This is a genomic window from Adhaeribacter arboris, assembly GCF_003023845.1.
GTDB classification, from domain to species: domain Bacteria; phylum Bacteroidota; class Bacteroidia; order Cytophagales; family Hymenobacteraceae; genus Adhaeribacter; species Adhaeribacter arboris.
The window spans coordinates 4,329,761-4,353,991 of record NZ_PYFT01000001.1 but is presented as its reverse complement, the minus strand read 5'-3'; the positions used below and the strand labels follow the sequence as shown (position 1 = coordinate 4,353,991).

24 protein-coding genes are annotated in these 24,231 nt (G+C 41.9%); 14 read left to right on the top strand and 10 right to left on the bottom strand.

The window, feature by feature from the left end:
* Positions 1 to 4: 4 nt before the first annotated feature.
* Entirely contained in the window at positions 5 to 1,534 is a 1,530-nt protein-coding gene (gene gpmI, locus AHMF7605_RS17735; protein ID WP_106931392.1) for a 2,3-bisphosphoglycerate-independent phosphoglycerate mutase, read from the bottom strand.
* Between the two features lie 139 nt (positions 1,535 to 1,673).
* Here gpmI and AHMF7605_RS17730 point away from each other — a divergent pair, with 139 nt between their 5' ends.
* The 7 genes from AHMF7605_RS17730 (at position 1,674) to AHMF7605_RS17700 (ending at position 6,402) form a co-directional block, all read left to right on the top strand.
* On the top strand, positions 1,674 to 2,081 hold the full coding sequence (locus AHMF7605_RS17730) for a DUF4783 domain-containing protein (protein ID WP_106931391.1): 408 nt from the start codon (positions 1,674 to 1,676) through the stop codon (positions 2,079 to 2,081).
* Positions 2,082 to 2,359: 278 nt separating this feature from the next.
* On the top strand, positions 2,360 to 3,220 hold the full coding sequence (gene nadC / locus AHMF7605_RS17725) for a carboxylating nicotinate-nucleotide diphosphorylase (protein WP_106931390.1): 861 nt from the start codon (positions 2,360 to 2,362) through the stop codon (positions 3,218 to 3,220).
* A gap of 126 nt (positions 3,221 to 3,346) precedes the next feature.
* The gene (locus tag AHMF7605_RS17720) at positions 3,347 to 3,820 is read left to right on the top strand and encodes a YcxB family protein (RefSeq protein WP_106931389.1); all 474 of its coding nucleotides are present in this window, start codon (positions 3,347 to 3,349) and stop codon (positions 3,818 to 3,820) included.
* A 142-nt stretch (positions 3,821 to 3,962) separates the two neighbouring features.
* Positions 3,963 to 4,262 (top strand): hypothetical protein, encoded by a 300-nt coding sequence (locus tag AHMF7605_RS17715; protein ID WP_106931388.1) that lies wholly within the window; start codon positions 3,963 to 3,965, stop codon positions 4,260 to 4,262.
* 18 nt (positions 4,263 to 4,280) lie between these two features.
* Entirely contained in the window at positions 4,281 to 4,559 is a 279-nt protein-coding gene (locus tag AHMF7605_RS17710) for a heavy metal-binding domain-containing protein (protein WP_106931387.1), read from the top strand.
* 338 nt (positions 4,560 to 4,897) lie between these two features.
* Positions 4,898 to 5,635 carry a class I SAM-dependent methyltransferase gene (locus AHMF7605_RS17705; protein ID WP_106931386.1) on the top strand — a complete coding sequence of 246 codons (738 nt, stop codon included), beginning with the start codon at positions 4,898 to 4,900 and terminating at the stop codon, positions 5,633 to 5,635.
* Between the two features lie 14 nt (positions 5,636 to 5,649).
* Positions 5,650 to 6,402, top strand: a complete 753-nt coding sequence (locus AHMF7605_RS17700) for a ZIP family metal transporter (RefSeq protein WP_106931385.1) — start codon at positions 5,650 to 5,652, stop codon at positions 6,400 to 6,402.
* Positions 6,403 to 6,539: 137 nt separating this feature from the next.
* Here AHMF7605_RS17700 and AHMF7605_RS17695 read toward each other — a convergent pair whose 3' ends face one another.
* From AHMF7605_RS17695 to AHMF7605_RS17675, 5 genes are all read right to left on the bottom strand, one after another.
* Positions 6,540 to 10,304 (bottom strand): DUF7948 domain-containing protein, encoded by a 3,765-nt coding sequence (locus AHMF7605_RS17695; protein ID WP_106931384.1) that lies wholly within the window; start codon positions 10,302 to 10,304, stop codon positions 6,540 to 6,542.
* A gap of 417 nt (positions 10,305 to 10,721) precedes the next feature.
* Positions 10,722 to 11,153 (bottom strand): septal ring lytic transglycosylase RlpA family protein, encoded by a 432-nt coding sequence (locus tag AHMF7605_RS17690; RefSeq protein WP_106931383.1) that lies wholly within the window; start codon positions 11,151 to 11,153, stop codon positions 10,722 to 10,724.
* Positions 11,126 to 11,560 carry a nucleoside deaminase gene (locus AHMF7605_RS17685; RefSeq protein ID WP_106931382.1) on the bottom strand — a complete coding sequence of 145 codons (435 nt, stop codon included), beginning with the start codon at positions 11,558 to 11,560 and terminating at the stop codon, positions 11,126 to 11,128. The genes AHMF7605_RS17690 and AHMF7605_RS17685 overlap by 28 nt, the downstream gene beginning before the upstream one ends.
* Before the next feature lie 138 nt (positions 11,561 to 11,698).
* Positions 11,699 to 12,457, bottom strand: a complete 759-nt coding sequence (locus AHMF7605_RS17680; RefSeq protein WP_106931381.1) for a hypothetical protein — start codon at positions 12,455 to 12,457, stop codon at positions 11,699 to 11,701.
* A gap of 235 nt (positions 12,458 to 12,692) precedes the next feature.
* The gene (locus AHMF7605_RS17675) at positions 12,693 to 13,076 is read right to left on the bottom strand and encodes an Hsp20/alpha crystallin family protein (RefSeq protein WP_233219176.1); all 384 of its coding nucleotides are present in this window, start codon (positions 13,074 to 13,076) and stop codon (positions 12,693 to 12,695) included.
* Between the two features lie 433 nt (positions 13,077 to 13,509).
* Here AHMF7605_RS17675 and msrA point away from each other — a divergent pair, with 433 nt between their 5' ends.
* Positions 13,510 to 14,181 carry a peptide-methionine (S)-S-oxide reductase MsrA gene (msrA, locus tag AHMF7605_RS17670; RefSeq protein ID WP_106931379.1) on the top strand — a complete coding sequence of 224 codons (672 nt, stop codon included), beginning with the start codon at positions 13,510 to 13,512 and terminating at the stop codon, positions 14,179 to 14,181.
* 250 nt (positions 14,182 to 14,431) lie between these two features.
* The gene (locus tag AHMF7605_RS17665) at positions 14,432 to 14,674 is read left to right on the top strand and encodes a hypothetical protein (RefSeq protein WP_146153614.1); all 243 of its coding nucleotides are present in this window, start codon (positions 14,432 to 14,434) and stop codon (positions 14,672 to 14,674) included.
* 73 nt (positions 14,675 to 14,747) lie between these two features.
* Here AHMF7605_RS17665 and AHMF7605_RS17660 read toward each other — a convergent pair whose 3' ends face one another.
* A complete protein-coding gene (locus AHMF7605_RS17660) occupies positions 14,748 to 15,788 on the bottom strand; it encodes a ferredoxin--NADP reductase (RefSeq protein ID WP_106931377.1) in 1,041 nt (346 codons plus the stop codon).
* Positions 15,789 to 16,185: 397 nt separating this feature from the next.
* On the opposite strand from AHMF7605_RS17660, the gene AHMF7605_RS17655 reads away from it, so the two are divergent.
* The 5 genes from AHMF7605_RS17655 (at position 16,186) to AHMF7605_RS17635 (ending at position 20,997) form a co-directional block, all read left to right on the top strand.
* The gene (locus AHMF7605_RS17655; protein ID WP_106931376.1) at positions 16,186 to 16,464 is read left to right on the top strand and encodes a hypothetical protein; all 279 of its coding nucleotides are present in this window, start codon (positions 16,186 to 16,188) and stop codon (positions 16,462 to 16,464) included.
* A 124-nt stretch (positions 16,465 to 16,588) separates the two neighbouring features.
* Positions 16,589 to 17,791, top strand: coding sequence for an alginate lyase family protein (locus AHMF7605_RS17650; protein WP_106931375.1), 1,203 nt, complete (start codon positions 16,589 to 16,591; stop codon positions 17,789 to 17,791).
* Between the two features lie 170 nt (positions 17,792 to 17,961).
* Positions 17,962 to 18,693 carry an LPS export ABC transporter ATP-binding protein gene (gene lptB / locus AHMF7605_RS17645; protein ID WP_106931374.1) on the top strand — a complete coding sequence of 244 codons (732 nt, stop codon included), beginning with the start codon at positions 17,962 to 17,964 and terminating at the stop codon, positions 18,691 to 18,693.
* Positions 18,694 to 18,877: 184 nt separating this feature from the next.
* Positions 18,878 to 20,395 (top strand): GH3 auxin-responsive promoter family protein, encoded by a 1,518-nt coding sequence (locus AHMF7605_RS17640; protein WP_199200259.1) that lies wholly within the window; start codon positions 18,878 to 18,880, stop codon positions 20,393 to 20,395.
* A gap of 218 nt (positions 20,396 to 20,613) precedes the next feature.
* A complete protein-coding gene (locus AHMF7605_RS17635; RefSeq protein ID WP_106931373.1) occupies positions 20,614 to 20,997 on the top strand; it encodes a hypothetical protein in 384 nt (127 codons plus the stop codon).
* An 86-nt stretch (positions 20,998 to 21,083) separates the two neighbouring features.
* Here the strand turns inward: AHMF7605_RS17635 and AHMF7605_RS17630 are convergent, their stop codons facing one another.
* The 3 genes from AHMF7605_RS17630 to gltX all read right to left on the bottom strand — a co-directional run bounded on the left by AHMF7605_RS17630 (position 21,084) and on the right by gltX (position 24,131).
* On the bottom strand, positions 21,084 to 21,848 hold the full coding sequence (locus AHMF7605_RS17630; RefSeq protein ID WP_199200258.1) for a TIGR00266 family protein: 765 nt from the start codon (positions 21,846 to 21,848) through the stop codon (positions 21,084 to 21,086).
* A 79-nt stretch (positions 21,849 to 21,927) separates the two neighbouring features.
* Positions 21,928 to 22,245, bottom strand: a complete 318-nt coding sequence (locus AHMF7605_RS17625) for a hypothetical protein (protein ID WP_106931371.1) — start codon at positions 22,243 to 22,245, stop codon at positions 21,928 to 21,930.
* A gap of 347 nt (positions 22,246 to 22,592) precedes the next feature.
* Positions 22,593 to 24,131, bottom strand: coding sequence for a glutamate--tRNA ligase (gene gltX, locus AHMF7605_RS17620; protein WP_106933517.1), 1,539 nt, complete (start codon positions 24,129 to 24,131; stop codon positions 22,593 to 22,595).
* Positions 24,132 to 24,231: the final 100 nt, after the last annotated feature.

The following is a 24,231-nucleotide window of genomic DNA, read 5'->3' as shown; positions in this document are numbered from 1 at the left end:
AAAATTAAGCGTGTTGTAATAACGAATGCCCAGTCATGTCAGGTGGCTGGGGTATACCCATTAATTCCAGAATAGTCGGGGCTAAATCGCCTAACCTGCCGTTTTGTAAGGAACCCTGGTAATCATTTGATGCTAGAATAAACGGTACCAGGTTAGTAGTATGTGCGGTATTAGGGGTGCCATCCGGGTTAATCATCATTTCGGCATTACCATGATCGGCAATAATAATACAGGCATAATCACTGGCTAAGGCAGTAGTTACCACAGTTTCGGCACATTGGTCTACGGTTTCTACGGCTTTAACGGCCGCTTCAAATACACCAGTGTGGCCAACCATGTCGGGATTGGCAAAGTTCAAACAGATAAAGTCAGCCGTTTTCTCGCGGAGTTCCGGCACAATTGTATCGCGGAGTTCATAGGCGCTCATTTCTGGTTTTAAGTCGTAGGTGGCAACTTTAGGCGAAGCGCACATTAAACGCTTTTCACCATTAAAAACTGCTTCCCGGCCACCCGAAAAGAAAAAGGTAACGTGCGGGTATTTTTCGGTTTCGGCAATCCGGATTTGCGTTTTACCGGCGTTAGCTACTACTTCGCCTAAGGTATTATTTAAATTGTCTTTATCAAAAATGGGTTTTACTCCTACAAAACTATCGTCGTAATTAGTAAGCGTCAGATAATACAGGTTGAGTTTGTGCATATTTTGCTCATGAAAATCGCGTTGGGTTAAAGCCTGCGTAATTTCGCGGCCACGGTCGGTCCGGAAATTAAAACACAATACTACGTCGCCTTCTTCGATAATTGCTACAGGTTTGCCGCCGGTATCTACTTTCACGATAGGTTTTACAAATTCGTCGGTAACCCCGGCTGCATAAGAATCTTGCAGGGCAGCAATAGGATTAGTCGTAATCTGACCAATACCATGCACCATTAAATCGTAGGCTTCTTTTACTCGTTCCCAACGGTTATCCCGATCCATGGCGTAGTAACGACCTATAATGGAAGCTAGTTCGCCGGTAGTTTGCGCCATGTGGGCCTCCAAATTTTGCAAATAGCCCACTCCACCTTTCGGGTCTGTATCGCGACCATCCGTAAAAGCATGCACGTAAACCTGCTTTAAACCTTTTTCGGCGGCAATGGAACATAAGGCTTTTAAATGATCTAGGTGCGAGTGGACGCCGCCATCGGAAACAAGGCCCATAAAATGCAATTTTTTATTCTGGGTTTGGGCGTATTCCAGAGCTTCGGCTAATACCGGCATTTTTTCTAATTCATGCTCCCGGATAGAAACATTTATTTTAACTAGATCCTGATAAATCACCCGGCCCGCTCCAATATTCATGTGGCCCACCTCAGAATTCCCCATCTGGCCTTCCGGCAAACCTACAGCTTCACCGGATGCTTCTAATTTAGCGTGCGGAAAGCGTTCGTATAGTGAGTTAACAAACGGGGTACGGGCCTGGTCTACGGCGGATACCCGTGGATCGGTAGCAATGCCCCAGCCATCCAGAATTATTAAAATAACCTTTTTGTTCATGTTGCAAAGATAATATTCTGTATTAAAATGTATAATTTTTGTTAACTTGCCGAACTAAAATCCGAATAATACAATTAGTTACCGAAAGCACCTTGGCACAATTTTCGCACTTAGGCCAGCAGATTACTTTACAATATTTATGAAGACGATTAAATTAGTTCTGACTATAATGACTTTTGTAGTTACCTCTTGGGTATTTACGGGTCAAGTATACGCACAGGACGATGTGCTGAGTGGCGTTCGAGCAGCACTCGGCAATGGAGATTCCAAAGAATTAGCGCAATATTTTAATACTTCTGTTGAGATAGGAATTGATGGTAATAAATCTACTTATAGTCAGACTCAGGCCGAATTTGTGCTCCGTGACTTCTTTAGTAAACAAGCCCCAACCGGCTTAGAACGCTTACACAATGGTTCCTCCGATCAAGGTTTGACCTACGAAATTATGAAGTATAAATATAACGGGGGCTCTTACCGGGTAATGGTGTATATAAAACAATTTAGAGGAGCTAATTTGATTGATACCATTGAGTTTACGAAGGAATAGTTAGATTACAGTTTAAGTTTATAGTCCACCGACTATGAGTGATTAGATAAATTAAAATGCTTATGAGTAAGCGCGGAACGAAAGTCCGCGCTTTTTTTGTGTCAAAAATATTTCATTGGCAGTAAATTTTGCGTTAAAGGGGAGCCAAATTAATCTTAAAAAGAAATTAGGGCGTAAGGACTATTAATTATAAAGTGCGAAATTATTTAGTCGAGTAACTTTCCGGAATTTGAACCAAATTAACCAGTAATTTGCAACCTTAACTTAATAACTGATTCGTGAGACCATCTTATATAACCGACGAAAACTTAGAACAATTTATTAAGCAAGCATTAGCCGAAGATGTCGGCGACGGTGACCATTCCTCGCTGGCGGCTATTCCGGCTAGTGCCCAAAATGAGGCACAATTATTAATAAAAGGTACGGGTGTACTGGCGGGAGTAGAACTGGCGCAGGAAATTATCCGCCAGGTAGATTCTTCTTTGCAAGTAGACGTGTTTTTAAGGGATGGCGTTGCGGTTAAGCCCGGCGATGTAGCGTTTATTGTTACAGGTAAAGCCCAGGCGATTTTAACCGCGGAACGCCTGGTTTTAAATTGCATGCAGCGTATGAGCGGTATTGCTACTTATACGCACCAGTTAAATCAGCTTATTGCCGGAACGAACGCCCGCTTGCTGGATACCCGCAAAACTACCCCTAACTTTAGAATGATGGAAAAGTGGGCGGTACTTATTGGTGGGGGAGTAAATCATCGGTATGGCCTTTTTGATATGATTATTTTAAAAGACAACCACGTAGATTACGCGGGCGGTATTAAGCAAGCAATTACCGCTACCCAGGAATACTTGCAACGAACGAACCGGCAGTTAAAAATAGAAGTGGAAACGCGTAGTTTGCAAGAAGTACAACAGGTATTAGAAACGGGCGGGATAGACCGCATTATGCTGGATAACATGACCCCAGATCAATTGCGGGAAGCGGTGCAACTTATTAACGGACGCTTTATTACCGAGGCATCCGGAGGTATCACCAAGGAGACAATTGCGGCGGTTGCCGCTACCGGGGTAGATTTTATCTCGGTAGGGGCGCTTACTCATTCTGTCCGGAGCATGGATATAAGCCTGAAAGCAAGGAAATAATTTATTTCAAAAGAAAACAAAAAGCCGCTAAGTATTTGGTAAAAATAGAATATGGTTTTTTTAACAAGGTAAATTTTGTCTACTTTTGTGCCGTTTTATAAAATTTAATTTTTAATTACCCAACGCGTGATTATTAAAACTAAAAAGTACAAGTTAGAAACAAGTACGTACATTAAAATGGCTATGTTAGACTTATTGCGCAAGCAATGGTGGTACATTATTGGGCCAATTGCGGTTGCTTGCCTGGCTTTTATCTGGCCTTCGTGGTGGTTTATTTCCGGGGCTATTTTAATTGTAGTCCTTTATTTGCTGTTTTGGGCCGTACAGTTTACCGGTGTTACTCAATTAGAACAAAATAAGATAATCTTCGAGAAGATGGCCTATGAGATTGATGGGCGCCAGATTTTGATGAAGATAAACGAAAAGCAAGGAATGCCAGTAGCGTGGGAAATGATTAAAAGCGCTAAAAAGACCAACGATGCTTACTTTCTTTCGTTATCAAAAGCTCAATTTATTCACCTGCCTTTTCGGATATTTTCAGGTCCTAACGACTTGAAAATGATGGATGCTTACTTAAAGCGCAAAAACCTGATTGCCTAGTGAGGCTGTTTAAGTTTTACTGCCAGAGAGATAATAACCGGGCGACTTTCGTAAATATTCCTCATTATAAGTATCTATTCTTTTAAAGTATCGTTTTAGCAAATAATAGAATTGACATTATACTCAACAGATTAAGAAATAAATGACAACAAAAGCTCTTACTTTAGCCCTTGCTTTGGGTACTTCGTGGTTAGTGGCCTGCAGCAGCGAACCTTCGGATTTACGGCCAGAAAATAAAGTTTCCGTGGACCAAGTTCCGCCAGGAAGCCGTACTTCCGGTAATTTAGATAATGCTGCGGATAATAGTGAGCACGATAATCCTCGTGAGGACGTTATGCTAAACCATGACGAGCACTCCAACCAATCGCTGGATAACTCCAAGGAACAAGCAGTGGATTCAACTAAAACTACTCAAAAAGACGCAGTAGAAAACCATGAATAGTTAGACGTATCTTAAAACATGAAATTAAAAAATATTGCTTTGGCTGTATTTTTAGTGGGCAGCAGTTTTTTAGGGGCTTGTAATAATACAGGTTCCGAAAAGAGTTCTGCCACCGAGGCTGCTGAAACTAGTACCGTTCCGGATTCGGCTAGCACCGCTCAATTCGCCTATATTTGTCCGATGAAGTGCGAAGGCAGCGCCAGTAATACGCCGGGTAAATGCCCGGTTTGTACCATGGATTTAGTGAAGAATCCGGATTTTAAAGGTACTACACTTGCCGATTCAACGGCTTTATAGGTTTGGGAAATAATTAAACGGTAAAAAGACAGGTATTTCTACCTGTCTTTTTTATTTTTTACTTACCGCTGTGTGAATGTTTTCTATTTAATTTTTCATAGAAGTACTACATTGTAATCATGCCTAATGAATTTATAGACGGGAAAATAGGCTCTCTCTTGACTATAGGTGATTGTCCTTAATATGGAATCAGAATTACTAAAAAATATTTAATTACAGTAGTGTCCCTTAATAACTGCTATAACTGTAGAAGGAGCATTAGGGGTAATTTTAATTTTTCATGAGCTTGATTTGTAAAATAACCCTTACCTTTGCGGCCATTTACATAAATTAAACCCATGCATCAGCAAGAGGAAGAATGGTTCAGCACCTGGTTTGATTCCCCGTATTACGATATTCTGTATAAAAACTACGATGTAAAGGAAGCCCAAACTTTTATTAATAACTTAATCGGACATTTACAAACAAAACGTACTTATAGGCTTTTGGATATGGGGTGCGGCAAAGGCCAGCACGCCTTGTTCCTGAATCAGAAAGGATTTAACGTTACCGGGCTCGATTATTCGGCAAAGAATATCTCTTTTGCGAAGCAGTTTGAGAAGGAAACGCTGCACTTTTACCAGCACGACATGCGCGATATTTTCCGGACGGCTTACTACGATCTCATTTTAAATCTTTTTACCCGGTTTGGCTATTTTAATTCTGAAACGGAAAACGTGGTAGCTTTACGTTCTACGGTATCGGCCATAAAACCCGGAGGGAAACTGGTGATAGATTTTATGAATACCAACCGTACTATCCAGCACTTAGTACACAACGAAGAAAAAATAATAGAAGGAGTACAGTTTAAAATCAGCCGTAAGGTAGAAAAAGGTTATATCGTAAAAACCATTAATGTAACCGATGCGGGGCAGTCGCACACGTTTTACGAAAAAGTACGGGCACTTACCTACGACCATTTTATGGAGTATTTCCGGATGACCAGTTTGCGGATGGTAAATGTATTTGGGTCATATAATCTGGAACCTTATCATCCGGAAACCAGTGAACGGATGATCTTTATTCTTAAAAAATAACGCAACGCAGCGGCATGCTTCTGGCCAGTATTATTTTATTCCTTACCGTATTATTTTCGGGTGGCTTGGTGCAGTTTTTTCCGCAGCATAACCAGAAATGGCTTAAGTTAATTTTAGCCTTTAGTGGCGCGTATTTATTTACTCTAACGGTAATTCACGTATTGCCCGATGTACTGCTAACAGCTCCTGATCCGCACGCAGTGGGGTACTATATTTTAGCTGGTTTTTTTCTGCAACTCGTTTTAGAAATATTTTCGCAAGGTATTGAGCATGGCCACATGCACCACCACGAAAAGCAAACCGATACTATTCCCTATTTACTTCTGTTTTCGCTGATGATTCACTCGTTTCTGGAGGGTAGTATTCTTGTTCAGGGTGGGGAACACCTGGGTCATAAGCACCACGATGAGGTTTTCGGAAATTTTTACCGCATTTTAGCGGGCATTGCCATTCACCATATACCGGCGGCTTTTGCGCTAATGTCCATTTTAGTTTCGCGGCTGCATAACTATAAGAAAGCTTTCTTTTATTTAAGTTTTTTTGCTATTGCCTCGCCCTTAGGTTTGTGGTTTAGTAATTATGTACTCCACGACCAGGTACAAACCAGTACGGTGTATACTATATTAACTGGTTTAGTAGCCGGAAACTTCCTGCATATCTCTACCACTATTCTGTTCGAAACTAGTCCCGAACACCATTTTAACCGCCGCAAATTACTGGCTACTCTAGCCGGCGTACTGCTCTCTTTGGTTAGCGATTGGATGTAGAAAACCTTTTTGTTATAAGTTCCGGATAACTTGTACTAGTTCACCTGAAACTTTTGCGTACTCTTTAGAAAGGTAAGGACAATCATTTTTATCAACTTACTGTATACTTTCTGAATTAAAATGCTTTAACTTAAACCTTAGCGCACAATTTCTACCCAACCCTTCCAGTTATTGCCTTTGTTATTGGTTAAATGATAATAATAAATGCCTTCGGGTAAGCCATTGCCATCCCAGGTGTTCTGGTAATTTTTTTGATTGTACACTACCTGGCCCCAACGGTTAAATACTTTTAAGTCGGCGGGCAAACAGGTAACACGGGGCACAAAGGTGTCATTTTTACCATCGCCGTTCGGTGTAAAGATATTGGGGATGAGTTGTTTTTTATCGGTAAGCACCGAAACTACTTCGCGGGTAATCTGGCAGCTACTACTAAAGAATACGGTGAGGATTACCCGATAATTGCCATCTTGGGTATACACGTGGCTGGGAGTTGCTTCCGTAGAGGTAGTGCCATCCCCAAAGTCCCAGAGATAACCGGTAGCGCCGGTAGTAGAATTGGTAAATTTAGCGGTAAAAGGGGCGTAGCCTTGAATAGACGTCGGCGTGCCGCATTCCGTGGGCTCGGCGCCAGCCTTTATTTCGGGGGCTGGAGCAACCGTAATAATTTTAGTGCTGATACCGCTGCAAGCTCCAACTGTTACCGAATACGTAAGTACGTTGGTGCCCACTACTTGTGGACCCGGAGTGAATAAACCATTCGAACTAACTCCCGGCCCCGACCAGGTACCCCCGGGAGGCGTGGCATCGGTAATCATAAAAGGAGCGCTATCGGCGCAAACAACTTGATCAGGACCTTGGGTAAACGGACTGGTAGAATCAATAACAATGGTTCTGGTGGCCGAAGCGGTACAATTATTGGCGGTAACGGTGTAAGTAAGAATGTAAGTGCCCGTCATGGATTGCGTGGGAGTGAAAAGGCCCGTTGGATTTACGCCCGTTCCGGACCAGGTGCCACCAACTGGGGAAAAACCAGTTAATTGAATAGGAGAGGAGCCGGAACAAATCCGGGCATCCGGACCGGCTACTACTATTGGTGTCTCGCCTACCACAATTTGTTGCGTACTAATCGAGGCACAACCGGTTGCATTACCTAAAGTGTACGTAATAGTATGGGTGCCAATGCCCGCCAAAGCCGGATTGAATGTATCTCCGGTAACGCCGGAGCCGCTAAAAGTACCGCCGGCAGGAGTGGGTAGTAAAGTAACCGGACCACCAGGAAGGCAGATTTTAGGCGGCAAACCAACAAAAGTAGCTTCCGGCACCGCAACTACGGTAATAATTTTAGTGCCGGTGCTAACGCAACTGCCATTTGCTACGGTATAATTTATAGTCTGTGCTCCTATTAACTCATTACTTGGCGTAAATACTCCATCGGGGGTTACGCCTGGTCCGGACCAAATGCCACCGGCCGGAGAAAACCCGGTTAATTGAATAGGTGCCGCATTAGAGCAAACGGATTCACTATCGCCGGCCCTGGCTTGTACTATATTAAAATCAAACTTAAAAGCTGCATTGTTGCAGTTGTTAGATTGGTTGGTATTAGACCATACATTTGGCGTAGTAGGAAACAAAGAAATAGCCCCGCAACCGCCGCAAACCGCCTGGTACACAAAACCACGTTTATCAAACCGGCTGGTACCACCATCTACATGTTCGCCGGATTGAGCCGAACCCTGTGAGCCGCCTATAAACGTTGCATATTCTAAAGAAGCAGCATCGCGCGACAGTAACATTAAATAAAAATCCTGACCATCAGTAGTACGCTGATAAGCATTAGCCGTTACTGCTAAGCCATCGGTAGTGCCATTGTCGTAAGGTTCGTTGGCTCCTCCGCCCCATCCGCAGGCATAAATCCGGTTGCAGTCATCTACCAGAAAAGCCGTTGGCGAGATATTGGGCACAGCAGGATTGTCGTTGCTGCCAAAAACGGTTGAGAAAACAGAAGCCGTTAAGTTGTTGTTTAGTTTATGAATAAACTGGCGACCGTTGCGTACGGTATAAACTCCCCGCGTAACCGGGTAATTACCTAAAGTTTGACCTAATAAATATACGTCGCCGGCCCCGTCTAACTGCACAAAATAAGCCTGGTCGAAATCGTTAGTGCCCAGGTAGGATACCCGTTGTAATTGCTGGCCATCGTTACTGATTTTAGCTACAAACCCATCGGCGAGGCCTCCCAGGAAAACCGGGCGGTAGGCGCCCGCAACGCTGGGTAAAGTAGGGCTACTGGTACCACCGCAGATAAATATATTGTTAGTAGTTGGTTCGAGTTGAATAGAATAAGCGGCATCGGCTCGGGAACCACCCAAATACGTACTCCACACAACGTTGCTTAAATTGGCATCTAATTTAAATAAAACCGCGTCCGTCTGGCCACCAGTATTAGGCTGAAAAGCATTTTTGACCGGAAAGTCGGCGGAGGCGGTGGAAGAAACGACGTAAACATTATCAGCCGCATCGGTAATAATATCGCTCCGGAACTGATCACCGTAATTGCGGGTAAGCTCAGCCGTACGTTCCAGTAAGCCATCGTTTTGCGAGCCGCCCATAAACGTAGAAGCAATTAAGGCGGTACCATCGGCACTCAAGCGACTAATTATTAAATCGGAACCCTGGCTATAGGTAATGCCACCTCTGTCTCCTAAAGGACTAATGCTAGTGCCTCCTTTAAAAGAAGAACCTACAGTTCCGGTTGTTACAGGAAAATCTGCGGAACTGGTAGTGCCTAAAATCATTAATTCATTCTGGCTGTTTACTATTAAGCTGCTAGGAATATCGGCCCGGCTGCCTCCCAAATACGTGGCATATACCAGCGAAGCTGCGCCGCTGGCAGCCGGATTAAATTTAAGTACGGCGATATCCCAGCCACCGTCCGGCGTATCGCTCCCATCGGCGTTGCCGTTCCACGTGGAATCGTATGCTCCCATTGTAGTAGGAAACCCGACCTCGTTGGTAATACCGCCAGAATACATATTACCTGCTTGATCGTAAGTAGCCGTGAAACCCCAATTATCAGCCGTGGAGCCACTGTACGACGAAAAAATTAATTCCGGGTCGATAAGTAATGGAACATCTTGGTTATAACCGGCCGGAAATTCAAACGAAAGTACCTTGCCATTTAATTTAAACCGGCATTCTATTTCGCGCCGTTGCCCGTTTATAGTTTGGAAAGCTATTGGTTTACGCTCCAGAATAGTAGTAACCGATGTTTTAATTTGCAAGTCGCCACTGGCGTGTAGTCTTACTTCGGCGCCATCGTATTGTAGTTGGATTTGATTTGGATTAGCACGGGGCTGCAGCAGGAATTCATATTTTAAATGGTTGCCTTTCTGGTAAAGGTGCATATTCACTCCCGGATATAAATCCTGGTAGGTTACTTCGCCAAAGCTTTTAACCCCGGAAGCCCATTTTTTCGGATCTTTACCAATATAGTAGTTCCGGAGGCCGGGCCGCTCGTCCGCACCATTTATTTGCACGTTTGTTTTAATTGCATTTAAAAAAGTAACCTGGTACGCGTGTCCTTTGGCTTTACCTGGGGTTGGATTACTTTTTAACGCCACTTGTTCGCCGTGGTGTTGCGGAAGTTGGGAGCCATCTACAAAATTATACACCAAGCCATTTTCTTTCAGGAAAATCCGGCCATCGGGCAAGTTGGCGGCAAAACGTACGGCCGCCGGCCATTGATTTTTATTTTGAACAAACTGCAGGCTTTTATCGGTAACGGGCTGACTGCTCATCCGGGCCGGCAAGGCGATGGGGTTATTTATTCGCGTTTGTGCAACCGATAAAAAAGAAAAGCAACTTAGCGCCAAGCCGCTGAAAAGAGTAAAAATTCGCTTCATACCCGCTTAATCTGAACACTAAATATATTAAGAAGTTTCGAGACCTTGTTGCTTTCGTTATATTTTCAACATTTGTGCAAGGCATTATTGTTAAACTAATATATTATTAAGAGTCCGTTCAATCTACTTTTCGTTGCAGGGCTTCCAAAATAATTCAATCTAAAAATCTATTAAGGCCAGACTTACGGTAAAATTTAGAATTTTATTCAAGTACAGGCAATGTTTGGTAAAGGACGCTCATTCTTACAAATAGAATTATCAACTATTTTGGAGCAATTACTTAGCTATCGAACAAATTATGAAAAATGCCAGCAAGGCAAAGCACACGAATGGGTGTATATGGTTTACGCCAATGCTATAGGCAGAATATCAACGATATATCCTATATAAGTTAAAAGGAAAAATTTTAGATAAATCCTAAGATTTATCCTTTTTGGGTTTAAGAACTTTAATTTTTACCGGAACTACTCCGGCTTCTATCATGCCAACTTTTCGGGCCGCAGCCCGTGATAAATCAATCATGCGGTTACGACCATGAGGACCCCGATCGGTAATTTTTACTTTTACCGACCGGTGGGTTTTTAAATTGGTAACTTTTACCCGGGAACCTAAGGGTATTTTCTTGTGAGCGGCCGTTAACTTTCCTTTGCGGTAAGGCTGGCCATTGGCCATTTTCCTGCCCTGAAATTTATCGGCGTAATATGAGGCATTCCCTTGTTCGGTGTACCCATTCCAGTTGGTACGGGCACAACTGCTTACCAGTCCAGCTAAGATGAAAGCACAAATTACAAACCGGAAGCAAGCAGACAAAAGGCTAACCCTTAAAGCTCCATAATGTCTTCGAACCATAACTGAGGTTTTTCCTGAATAAATTGCTGCATCATTTCTACACATTCCGGCAGGTTTAAATCAATTACTTCCACTCCGTGGGCTTCCATAAAGGCGCGGGCGCCGCTAAACGTTTGCGACTCTCCCACTATTACTTTCGGAATTTTAAACTGTACAATAGTGCCGGCACACATAAAACAAGGCATTAAGGTAGAATAAATAACGGTACGGCGGTAGCTATCCATGCGGCCGGCATTGTTCAAGCAATCCATTTCGCCGTGCAGAATAGGATTATTTTCCTGAACGCGTTTATTGTGGCCGCGGGCTGCCACCTGGCCGTCTTTCACCAACACCGAACCAATCGGAATACCTCCTTCGGCTAAGCCTTGTTTGGCTTCCGCAATCGCCATTTTCATAAATTCATCCATGCTGCTTTTTCAAAATATAATAAAGAGTGAGCTAAGTTAACCGGTGTAAAATCTTGATTTTTTAAGAATTTAAACTACCTGTCGGGCAAAGTGGCTTCGCCGTATTTATTAGTAGGAATTACTTAAAGGTATAAGCTGTTAGCGTGATGCAGGTGGTTGCTGAGCTAAATCGTAATTGTAAAGTTCGATGGCCTCGTTTAAGTGATCTTTACGGAAAAAATGCATTGCCCACGGAATAGCGGCTAACCCTAAACCTAAATACAAAGTAGGATCTGCCCGTTGCACGACGCCGGTAGCCGGCGCTTTTAAAGAATTTATTAACCCATAAATAAAAATTCCGGAGCCAGCCACCGTTAAACCGGTTTCTACCCGTTTGCTACGGCGGTATTTTTCCAGAACTTCCAAGCTGCCGGGATTATCGTTGAGCGCCTGCCGCAAATTCTGGTAATTCATATCCGCCAGCGGACCACCATCTTTCGAGAAATAATAAACCTGGCGGGTAGAAGGCATGCCGTACCCGTAACCACCGTAGCCATAACCATACATGCCGGGGTAATAATTATCGTAGCTGGTTTTAGAAGTATAGAATTTAGAAATTTTACCTACTGAAACTCTTTTGGCAAAATCAGAGCGTTTGTTGTTGCTTATGCGGGTATAAAATCCTTCTTCATCCTGAAAATATTGCACATTGGACATGTCGTACTGCGCGGAATCGTTTATTAGCACAAAAGTTTTCTTAAAAAGAGGCGATTTAATTTGCAGCTTGCGGGCATATACTCGTTGACCATTGTTTAAACCAATAAACAAACCGGGTTCCTGAATATCCGTTGGAGCAATTTGCCCCCACGAAAATGGTGAAAACAGGCCGAGTAAAAGTAGTAAAAGGTATTTTTTCATGTAAAATAAATGAATTTAACGCCGATTAGCGTATGGAGCAAAGTAAGCGTTTTTCATAGATTTATGTGAATAACCAACTAAAACTTTCTGTTGAATACCAACTTTAAAAAGTCTATAGTTATAATAAGATTTATTTTACCAAATAGCTATTGTTCAAGCGGAGCTTGTTTAAATTATCTAAAAATAAAAAAGGATACCTTTTAAGTATCCTTCGTGTTTCTTTTATTTAGCTGGATTAATATTTAATTTCAATGTTCCGGGTTTTGTAAACCGAGGTGTGATACGGTAAACGAACCTGTAGCTCTTGGTCAGTAAACACAGCATCGATCCGCGATAAATCTACTTGTGGGGGCAGCATAAAATGCTGGCTGAACAAAGGAAAAACTGCCTCAGAATCGTTATCTAAACGATGCGTGGCCATAACGGTTAATTGGTTTTGGTCTAACGCAATCTGGTAAGCTTCCGGGCTTACCGAGGGAATAGCCACCCGAATAATAGCCCCTTTTTCGTGTTTATCTACCTCTACCTGGGGCAGGCTAATTCCGCCGCCCAGCGTATTTAACACGTCAATCTGATGGGCAATTTGCTGTAAGAATTCTTTATTTTTAATTAACTTCATCTCTATCTCCAAGTAATATTGTACTGGGATTTATGCAAATGGTATACCAGCCGACCAAGGGCCACAAATAGGCGGAAGGAAAGACTGTAAAAAGCCAATATGTCTTTAATTAACCGAATAAAGCGCCAATATGACGGATTTTGAAGAAAGGAATATTCGTGTTCTCGGTAATTATTTCCGATTGTAGAAATATAAGAATTATTAAACTTATTTACGGGTAAACGGTTAACTTCTTGCTGAATACTTGTGTTGCTTTTATTTTGGTAAAGCTAATAACCCGTTTATTTCGTACATTCTTTGTTGGTTTAGCGGTTCTATAAAACCATATAGCTGAATCAAATAAATTTAGCAATAATTAAATTAAGATACGTTCTTAAGTGTTGTAATAGGAGTGCTAAGCATTTGACTTATCACACATTATATAATTAAAAGCATGAATCGTATATTTTTAAATGTAATGGCTTTCTTGTTGCTGGTGTTGCAGTCCTGCACAGAAGGTAAAACGAAACCGGTAGCCACTCCGGCTCTCCCACCCCTTTCAGCAGCCGAGATAAAAGCAAAAGGATTAGAAATAGCCACTTTTGCGGGTGGTTGTTTTTGGTGTACCGAAGCAGTATTTGAGCGTTTAAGAGGTGTGGATCGGGTAATTTCTGGTTATACTGGTGGTCCGGAAAAAAATCCTACCTATGAGCAAGTGGGTTCGGGTGAGACGGGACATGCCGAATCGGTGCAAATTTATTTTGATCCGAAGCAGGTTACTTATCCAGAATTACTCGAAGTATTTTTTGCTACCCATGATCCTACTACGTTAAACCGCCAGGGACCTGATGTAGGCAAGCAATACCGGTCGGCTATATTTTACCACAACGACCAGCAAAAGCAGCAAGCTGTTGCTTATATGAAAGAACTGGAGGCAAAAAAAGCTTTTCCTAATCGCATAGTTACCCAGCTGCAGCCTTATAAAATATTTTACCCCGCCGAAGATTATCACCAGGATTATTACGAGCACAATCCGAATAATCCGTATGTTCAATCGGTTACAGCTCCTAAAGTGCACAAATTTGAGAAACAGTTTAAGGCGAAACTAAAAACTAGGACCAGCTAAATAGCTGAGGAAAAAGTATTTTTGGAAGGCTACCTAAAAAAGGTAGCCTTTTTTATTAACCTCCAGATAAAATTTCCGTAAAGTACCTTGTAATACATAATACTATGTTTATCTTTGTACTGTTGAATGTGATATTTTAAATTTTAATGCCATGAAGCCAACAAAACCACTCCTTTTTTCTTCCGGATGGAAGAAATGGATAACACTTAATATACTTGTTGCGGCTATCCTATTGCCAGTATTTACCAGCATGGCTCAAAATACTACGATGCGAGCAACTAATTACCCGAATGCGCCGGTGAAGCAAAACTCATTTAAAGGCATCATCCTGGTAGCCGACAACATGACCAACTGGTTACATAAGGCCAGCGCCAATCCGGTAGCTTTTAAAAGAGCTAATGTTGGTGCATCTGTTCAGCCGGTTCAGAACCCTTATATAATGCTATGTAAAGCGAAAGCACAACCATTAGCCAAAGTAATTAAGCGCTCTTGAGTTAGTAAGTTTATCTTTTTAGGCAAAGGAATTTAGTCCAATTCCTAAATTTTTTTCGTTGAAGCCAAATTACTTACATACGTAACAAAACGTCTCCTTTTACCGGATAACCCACGCAGGTAAGCGTTAATCCATTGGCTAATTCCTTATCTGTAAGTACTTCGTTGTACGCCAGCCAAACTTTCCCCTGAATACACTGCGCTACACAGTTGCCGCACCGGCCGGCCTCGCAACTATAGGGTAATATAATGCCGGCCTCTTTTGCCGTTTGTAAAATAGTTTTCGGGTATTGTACTACTAAGGAGAATTGCTGGTGCCGATAGTTTATAGTTACTAAATGCGGTTCCGTATCGGGCGGCTCATTGTGGAGAACAGGTTTATCGGTGTTAAAATTTTCTTTACGGATATTGTTAGCCGGTACACCCATTTCGCGTAAAGCGTAGGTACACATGCGCATGTAATTTAAAGGGCCACAAATATAGCTTAGCACTTGTTCCGGAGGAATTGCCACGTATTGTTGCCAGAAAGTATGCAATAAAGATTTGTGTAGCCGGGCCCGGTTCAAGTTAGGGTTGTTACTAAATAGAAATTCTAGCTGTAACTCTTCCGGAAAACGCTGCGCCAATTGTTGAAGTTCGTCCCAAAAAATAGTATCCTCAACCGAATGGTTACTGTAAATTAAAGTTACATTTAAAGCTGGGTGCGCGTGTAAAATTGTTTTTAGTAAAGAGTAAATGGGCGTAATTCCGCTCCCGGCGGCGCAAAAGAAAACGTGTTTATACGTACTAATATCCGGAGGCAAGGTAAAAAAACCGCCCGCGCCGGTGGTATATACTACCTCGCCGGGTTTAGCATGATCGATTAAATACCGGGAAAAAAGGCCATTATCAATTCGCTTTACGCCAATAGCTAGAGGTTCGGATAACATCGGTGAGGAAGTTATAGAATAAGAGCGTCGGATTTCGCCGGTAGGGGTTTGCCGGACTAAGGTTAAGTATTGCCCGGACTCATAAACAATTTTACTAGCTGGGTTTTCTTCAAAATAAAATGTTTTTACTTCTTTTGCTTCTTCCCTGATTTCGCGAATGATAAGAGTTTGATACAAAGAATCCATAACGTAGTTGCGTGGATTAGGCCATAAAGTATCTACGTACGCAATCCCGGATAATAAAGCTTAAGCTGCTATAAGCCAACACAATTTTATATTTGGGCCGCTAAAACTGTTTAAACGCAAGATTAATCAAAATTATCTGGCGAAAGAGAGGAAGTAATTAAGCATTACAACGAGAAAAAAGTAAGGTTAAAATTATTTAGGAGGCACTATTTATTAGTTAAAAGTTTAAATTACAATTAGATAAGTAAAGCAAAAAAGTAAAATAAATAAAATTTCCTCAATAAATAACAATTAATTATTAATATGTAAATATATTTAGTGAAGCTAATCCTTGGAATTATCGTATAAGTATTTTCCGTTAAACTCACTTATTTGGTTGTTCTAATTACCATTAGTCATGGCACTTTCTAATTCTATTACTACTGTTTGCGGACAAATTTTTAAGATTGATATGTTTGAACAGCTGGCAGTAGGCGTTATCCGTTCCGAGGAATTTTTACAAGATCAAACATATATACCAGATACTTTTGCCGTTTACCGCACCGGTTCCGGAGTTTACCTTCTCGAAATAACTACTTTCCGGTTAGTGGATATGTCGTTACAAACTACCTACGAGATATTATCGGAAAAAGAAGCAGTTAAATACCTGGATAACTGCATGCTCGATATAAGCTAAGATCAAATAATCTGGTATTTGCCTCAAATACTTTTCTTTAAAGAAAACTACTATTTTATTTCGTGTTGCGCTGTCATTTATTGTAGTTAATTTCGTTTAAAGATTGTTTATACCACCAGAGGTTATGAGGTTTATTTATAAATTTTGCTTATTTAGTTTAATTGTTACAACTATTCCCCTTCTAGCCACAGAAGCAAAAGCAAAAAAGATTCGGCCCGAGTCGCCGCTGCGGGTATTTATTTTAAAAGCTGAATTACTGGCTAAAACCAAACAGGAAATTTCTGAAAATAAGGCAGCCGTACTGCCGGCCGCTAAAAGTTTGCGGGGAGCCGCCGATAAAGTAGTAGCCGGGCCACTTTATTCGGTGGTGAATAAGGAGTTTTTGCCGCCTAGCGGCGATAAGCACGATTATATGAGTATGGGTACGTACTGGTGGCCCAACCCAAACACCGCCAACGGATTGCCGTATGTGCGCCGCGACGGGCAAGCAAATCCGGAGATTAAGCTCCTGAAAAACGATAAAGATTTAGATAATATGATAAAGGGAGTAGAAAATACGGCTTTAGCTTATTATTTTTTCGAGGACGAAAAGTACGCCGAAAAAGCGGGCCAACTACTACGGACCTGGTTCCTGGAAGAAGATACCCGTATGAATCCGAATTTAAATTTTGGCCAAGCTATACCGGGAGTAAGCAGTGGCCGGGGAATCGGAATTATAGATGCCCATAAGTTCCCTGTTTTAATAGACGCCATTGGTTTATTACAAACTTCTCCAAACTGGACGGAGGAAGATCAGCGGGGAATAGAAAATTGGTTTACTCAATATTTAAAGTGGCTGCAAGAAAATTCGAACGGCCGCGATGCCGCGAGAGAAAAAAACAACCACGGAACCTGGTACGATGTGCAGACTGCTTCCATTGCGTTATTCGTGAATAAAACTTCACTAGCTGAAAATATTCTGGAATCAGCTTTTAAGAAGCGGTTGGCCATGCAAATTAAGCCCGATGGCAGCCAGCCTTACGAACTTTCGCGTACTCTTTCCTGGACGTACAGTATAATGAACCTGAATGCTTTTTTTGCCTTGGCTTCTTTAGCCGAAAACGTAAACTTGGACTGGTGGAATTATAAAACTCCCAATGGGCGCAGCATTCGGCAAGCTTTGGATTATTTACTGCCTTACGCCCTCGGGGAAAAGGTATGGGAGAAAGAACAAATAAAAAACCTTGATTCTTCGGCTCTCTACCCGCTATTACGGCAAGCAGCCTGCGAATTTCCGGATGCCAATTACGCGCAATTAGCTGACCAAGTAGTCGACAAAAAATGCTGAATCATAAAAGCAATTTATACTGGCCGAAACGGCAATAAAGCGTTAACACGTAATATCTTTTAAAATATTTAATAACCGTTGAAAAATAAATTTTTGATTAAAGATAGATTTTAGAAGCCAGAACCGGTTTTACTGGTAAACTTCTGCTTTAATTATCTAATTTTGGATGAATGATACTAAGAGCTGAGCACCTGATTAAAAAATATAAATCCCGTACGGTAGTAAACGATGTATCGGTAGAAGTTAAACAAGGCGAAATTGTGGGTTTACTCGGGCCGAATGGAGCCGGTAAAACTACCTCTTTCTATATGATTGTGGGCTTGGTAAAACCTAATTCCGGTAAAATTTATTTAGAAAACGAAGAAATTACCTTATTGCCAATGTACCGGCGCGCTAAAAAAGGAGTAGGCTACTTAGCGCAGGAAGCTTCGGTATTTCGGGATCTTACCGTAGAAGAAAACATTTTGGCAGTACTGGAAATGACGAATAAACCCAAGCAAGAACAAAAAGAAAAGGTAGAAGCCCTGCTCGAAGAGTTCTCGCTTACGCACGTGCGCCGTAATAAAGGTATTGTATTATCCGGGGGCGAGCGCCGCCGTACCGAAATAGCCCGGGCCCTAGCCGTAGACCCAAAATTTGTTTTACTCGATGAGCCTTTTGCCGGCGTAGACCCCATTGCCGTAGAAGAAATTCAAACCATCGTCGCTAAATTAAAAACCAAAAATATCGGCATCCTCATTACCGACCATAACGTAAACGAAACGCTTTCTATCGTAGACCGGGCTTATTTACTTTTTGAAGGAAAAATTTTAAAGGCAGGTACCGCCGAAGATTTAGCCGCCGATGAACAAGTACGCCGGGTGTATTTGGGTAAGCATTTCGAGCTGAAAAGAAAAATATAACTTAGCTTTTAGTCCATAGTCGATAGATGATAGTCCACGGGTATAATAGCTAGAATATTCGGTTGTTTAATCTAGAACAACCTGTCGTTTTAAAGCTGACTAAACACTAGTTTTATGTTATGGGTTGTTACAATCCAAAACATAAAATTACTTTAGCTCACAACTAATAACAAAAAACTAATAAATGGAAATAATAAATTCGATCATGACCTGGGTCATGAAAAAGCGTATTCACCAAATTGACCTTTTTCGTAAATACCCACACGATGTTCAGAATGAATTATTTTCTAGCTTATTAGATACCGCCAAAAATACCGACTGGGGAAAAAAATACGGATACGCCGAAATTACTTCCGTAGAAGAATATAAAAAGCGCGTTCCGATATCCACTTACGAAGATTTATTCCCGCATATTGAACGGGTAATGAAAGGTGAGCAAAATGTATTGTGGCCTTCTACTATTTCCTGGTTTGCCAAATCGTCGGGTACCACCAATGCCCGCAGTAAATACATTCCCGTTTCGCCGGAGTCGCTGGAAGATTGCCATTATAAAGGCGGGAAAGATATGCTTTCTATCTACACCATCCTGTACCCGGATACCCGCGTGTTTAACGGTAAAAGTTTATCTATCGGGGGTAGCTTGCGCGAAAACGAGTATAATCCGAAAAGCTATTGCGGCGATGTATCAGCGGTTATTATGCGCAACTTACCTATCTGGGCCGAAGCAAAACGTACTCCTCCCCTTAAAGTAGCCTTAATGGACAAATGGGAAGAGAAAATTGAAGCCATGGCCGATATTACGGTAAAAGAAAATGTAACGAGTTTAACGGGCGTCCCCACCTGGACGTATGTGTTACTCAACCGAATACTAGAGCTTACCGGTAAAAATAATATTCTGGAAGTTTGGCCGAACCTGGAATTGTTCGCCCACGGAGCGGTAGCTTTTGGACCTTACCGCGAGTTATTTAAACAACTCATCCCATCGGATCAAATGCATTACCTCGAAATTTACAATGCCTCCGAAGGCTTTTTTGGCATCCAGGACCAAGCCGGTACGCACGACGAAATGCTGCTCATGCTGGATTACGGCGTTTACTACGAGTTTATTCCGATGGATGAAATTGATTTGGATGACCCCAAAGCGCTCACTTTAGACCAGGTTGAACTAGATAAGAACTACGCCCTTGTGATTTCTACCAATGCGGGTTTGTGGCGGTATAAAATTGGCGATACCATTAAGTTTACCAGTCTGGAGCCTTACCGCATTAAAATTTCAGGTCGCACCAAACACTTTATTAATGCTTTTGGAGAAGAACTGATTATTGAGAATGCCGAAACGGCTATTATAGAAGCTTGCCAAAAAACCAACGCCATTATGGCTAATTTTACGGCAGCACCCGTGTATTTTGAAGGTAAAAACCGGGGCGGTCACGAGTGGGTAATTGAATTTTCCCGGGAACCTGATAATTTAGAAACGTTTCGCCAGGTTTTAGACGAGACGTTGCGGACCATAAATTCGGATTACGATGCCAAACGCCAAAACGATTTAGCCTTACGAGCTCCTATTATTCAATTAGCTCCTCCGGGTACTTTCCACCAATGGCTCCGGAATAAAGGTAAATTGGGCGGTCAGAATAAAGTGCCGCGGTTAAGTAATTCCCGCGAGTACCTAGAGGAAATTTTAGAATTACTTGCCTCATAGTTGATTCCTCTGCCTATAAAAGTTTTATGGCTTACAAATTTATTTGATAATAAGGTGTACGCGGCTGAGTTCAAATAACTAGCAATTCTTAGTTGCTATCAAGAAAATCCTGAGTCTGGCAAACGGTAACTATTTCTGAAAGATATTTTTAAGCTTGAGGCCTCGCAACTTTATTAATAGATCAGGGGTCATAACTAAAACTACCTTAAGTTAAGCCCATGAAAAGATTACTTGTTTTAGTTGCGGCCATAAGTTTAATGGCTTTTTCCTGCGAAAAGGAAGAACCGGAATGCGGTCGTCCGAGTGCTTGCGCGGTTGCCAATCCTTTACAGGATTTACCGTGGCTAAAAATACAGGTTGAAAACTTGGAGAAAAATTCATTCGATATTTCCCAATACTTCTATATCGTTCAGGCAGATTATAAGGGCGAAACTGTATTCTTTACCGGAAACTGCTGCCCAATGTGTAATACCGCGCCACCAACCGTTTTTAATTGTAAAGGCGATAAACTATTTACCATGGGTAAAGATGCGAATCAAGATAAGAGCATTAGAAATAAAAAGGTTATCTGGAAAGGGCCGAACTATGCTTGTACTTTATAAGGGTTGAAATCTTTTAGATGTTAAATAAATAATAAAGCCGCCAAGTTGCTACGCTTGGCGGCTTTATTATACACAAATAGTTTTTCTTATTCCAGGAAGCTACTCAATATGCTTCCTTCTTTATTAGTGTTCTGGCCTCTAGGCATTAAAGCTTCGATCAGCTTTTTAATCGGCATAGATTGTAGCCAAACCCGGCCGGTACCCCGCAAAGTAGCCAGAAAAATACCTTCACCCCCGAAAATCATTGATTTTAAACCTCCGGAGCGCTCAATGCTAAAATCTATTCCGTTTTCGAAAGCGACTACGCAGCCAGTATCTACCCGTAAAGTTTCGTTATTGAGTTGTCTTTCTATAACGGTACCGCCCGCGTGAATAAAAGCCAAGCCATCGCCAGTTAGGCGCTGCAGAATAAAACCTTCACCGCCAAAAAAGCCGGAGCCTAATTTTTGGTTAAAGTGAACCTGAATTTTTGTTCCTAAAGCTGCCGCCAGAAAACCATCTTTTTGCACAATAATACCGTTATACGAACGGCTTAAATCAATTGGAATAATGGTGCCCGGGTAAGGCGCCGAAAAACCAACCCGCGTTTTTTGATTACGGCCCCGGTGCGTAAAATGCGTCATAAACAACGATTCGCCGGTAATCAGGCGCGAACCTGCCGACAAGAGCTTCCCAAAAAAGCCTTGCTCCGGTTCGGAACCGTCGCCCATCTTCGTTTCGAAGGTAATGCCGTCTTCCATAAATACCATGGCGCCGGCCTCGGCAATAACCGTTTCATTCTGGTCGAGCTCTACTTCCAGAACCTGAATATCAGTACCATAAATGCGATAATCTATTTCGTGCGATCTCATAATTACTTTGTTTAAAGTAGTTTAGATCGTTAAATAAGTATTTTAATTTTGATTTCGCAAAGGTACCGCCCTTCTAAATTTATCTTTTGCGTTTCGGCTTTTGCGGTTTATCTTCTTCGTCTAGTTCATCTGAATCAGCGGAGGCATTTGGCAAAAAATCAGCCTCATCTTCTTCTGATTCATCGTCAGAGTGCTCAATAGGATATAAATCGTCTTCATCTTTTCCTTGTGTATGCACCAATTTTTTATCACGCACATTTTTGTCGAGAAAATCATTAATCCGATCGATATCGTAGTTGGAGCTAATCTCGCCGAGCGGATTTATTTTTATTTCGAAACCTTCGAGATCTTTGTGCACCCGCGCTTTTTTTTCCGATGTTTTTTTCTTTTTTGCCATGGAGGTAAATAATTTATTCTGGCTGATGAAATCAGTTATCTCCTAAAACGGAAAAACAGGAAGAAGGGATATTTTTTTAAAGTCGTTTGTGGACTTAAGGTTAAAACAGAAGAAATTTTAAAAAAATATTAAGGAAGAAGATGCGTGAATCAAGTTTAAATTTTTACACTAAAGAAGTAGCCTAAAAACTAACCATCACCTTAGGGTAATGAAAAAGATTCCAAGTATTAATCCTTCTAAATTGAATTAAAAAATTATGTTGTTAATAAAAACGCCTGGAAGTTGCTATAACTTGCCAGGCGTTAAAATAAAATTTTATAAAAAAGGTTGAATAATATAATTAAAGCTTAAACCGCATATGGTTGTAGTTTAGCAATGGCAGCTTCGATACGAGTGGTGGTCTCATCTGGGCCAATAACTTCAATTATAGCCATTAAATCCGGACCAGCTTCTAAGCCGGTAATTGCTAAACGAAGCGCTTGCATTACTTGCCCAATTTTTTTGCCGTGTTGCTCTAAAACTTGCGTTAATAAGGCTTTTACATTATCGGCGGTAAAATCAGTTACGGAAGGCAATTGATTTTTAAAATATTCAAAAACAGTAGCTACCCCACTGTTCCATTTTTTGCTGGCAACCTGCTCGTTATATTGTTCCGGAGCTACAAAAAAGTAGGAAGCTTCGCGCCAAAAATCCTGCGGGAAGGTTACCCGTTCTTTCATTACGCTGGAAATCTTAATTGCCTTGTCCAGAGAGCACTCAATATTGTGCTCCGTTAAAGCCATGATTAAATATTGCGCTAATTCATCGTCGGGTTTGGCGCGTAAGTATTGCTCGTTAAACCAACGGGCTTTATTAATATCAAAACGGGTACCGGATTTCCCAATCCGATCGATGGTAAAAGCTTCGGCGAGCTCGTCCATGGTAAATAATTCTTGTTGCGTGCCCGGATTCCAGCCTAAAAAAGCCAAGAAATTAATAAAAGCTTCCGGTAAATAACCACTTTCGCGGTACCCGCTTGATTTCTCGCCCGTAAAAGGATCTACCCACTGCAGCGGAAATACCGGAAAGCCTAATTTATCGCCATCGCGTTTACTTAATTTGCCATTGCCATCCGGTTTAAGCAATAAAGGTAAGTGCGCAAATTCCGGCATGGTGCTTTCCCAACCCAAATACCGGTATAACAATACGTGTAATGGTGCGGATGGCAACCATTCTTCGCCCCGAATAACGTGGGTGATTTCCATTAAATGGTCATCCACAATATTGGCCAAGTGGTAAGTAGGCATTCCATCCGATTTCATCAACACTTTATCGTCTATTGCCGAGGAGTGAACCACTACCCACCCCCGAATTAAATCTTTCAACCGAACTTCTTCTTTCCGGGGCACCTTTAACCGGATTACATAAGGCTCTCCACTTTCTAACCGGCGCTTTACCTCGTCTTCGGATAAGGTAAGCGAGTTTTTCATGGTATTGCGGGTAATAGCATTATATTGGGGAGTAGTTACTTTAGCGGCTTTTAAACGCTCCCGCATGGCGTCTAATTCTTCGGCCGTATCAAAAGCATAATAGGCATGACCGGCTTCTACCAACTGCAACGCGTACTGCATATACATCGGTTTTCGTTCCGATTGCCGGTACGGCGCGTGCGGACCGCCCGTTAATGGACTTTCATCTAATTGAATGCCGCACCAGGCCAGAGATTCGAAAATATAATTTTCAGCACCAGGTACAAAGCGATTCTGGTCGGTATCTTCTATGCGCAACAGCATCTTGCCGCCCATTTTTTTGGCAAATAAATAATTGTATAATGCCGTCCGGACACCACCAATGTGCAGTGGCCCCGTTGGGCTAGGTGCAAATCGTACTCTTACTTCTCTTTCCATAATTAACTTCTGCGCTGTTTCACAAGCGCTTAAAAACTGCCGCAATTTACTAAACAGATTGCGTATTTACGCGCATTTTTCAGTTTGTCCATTTTAATTG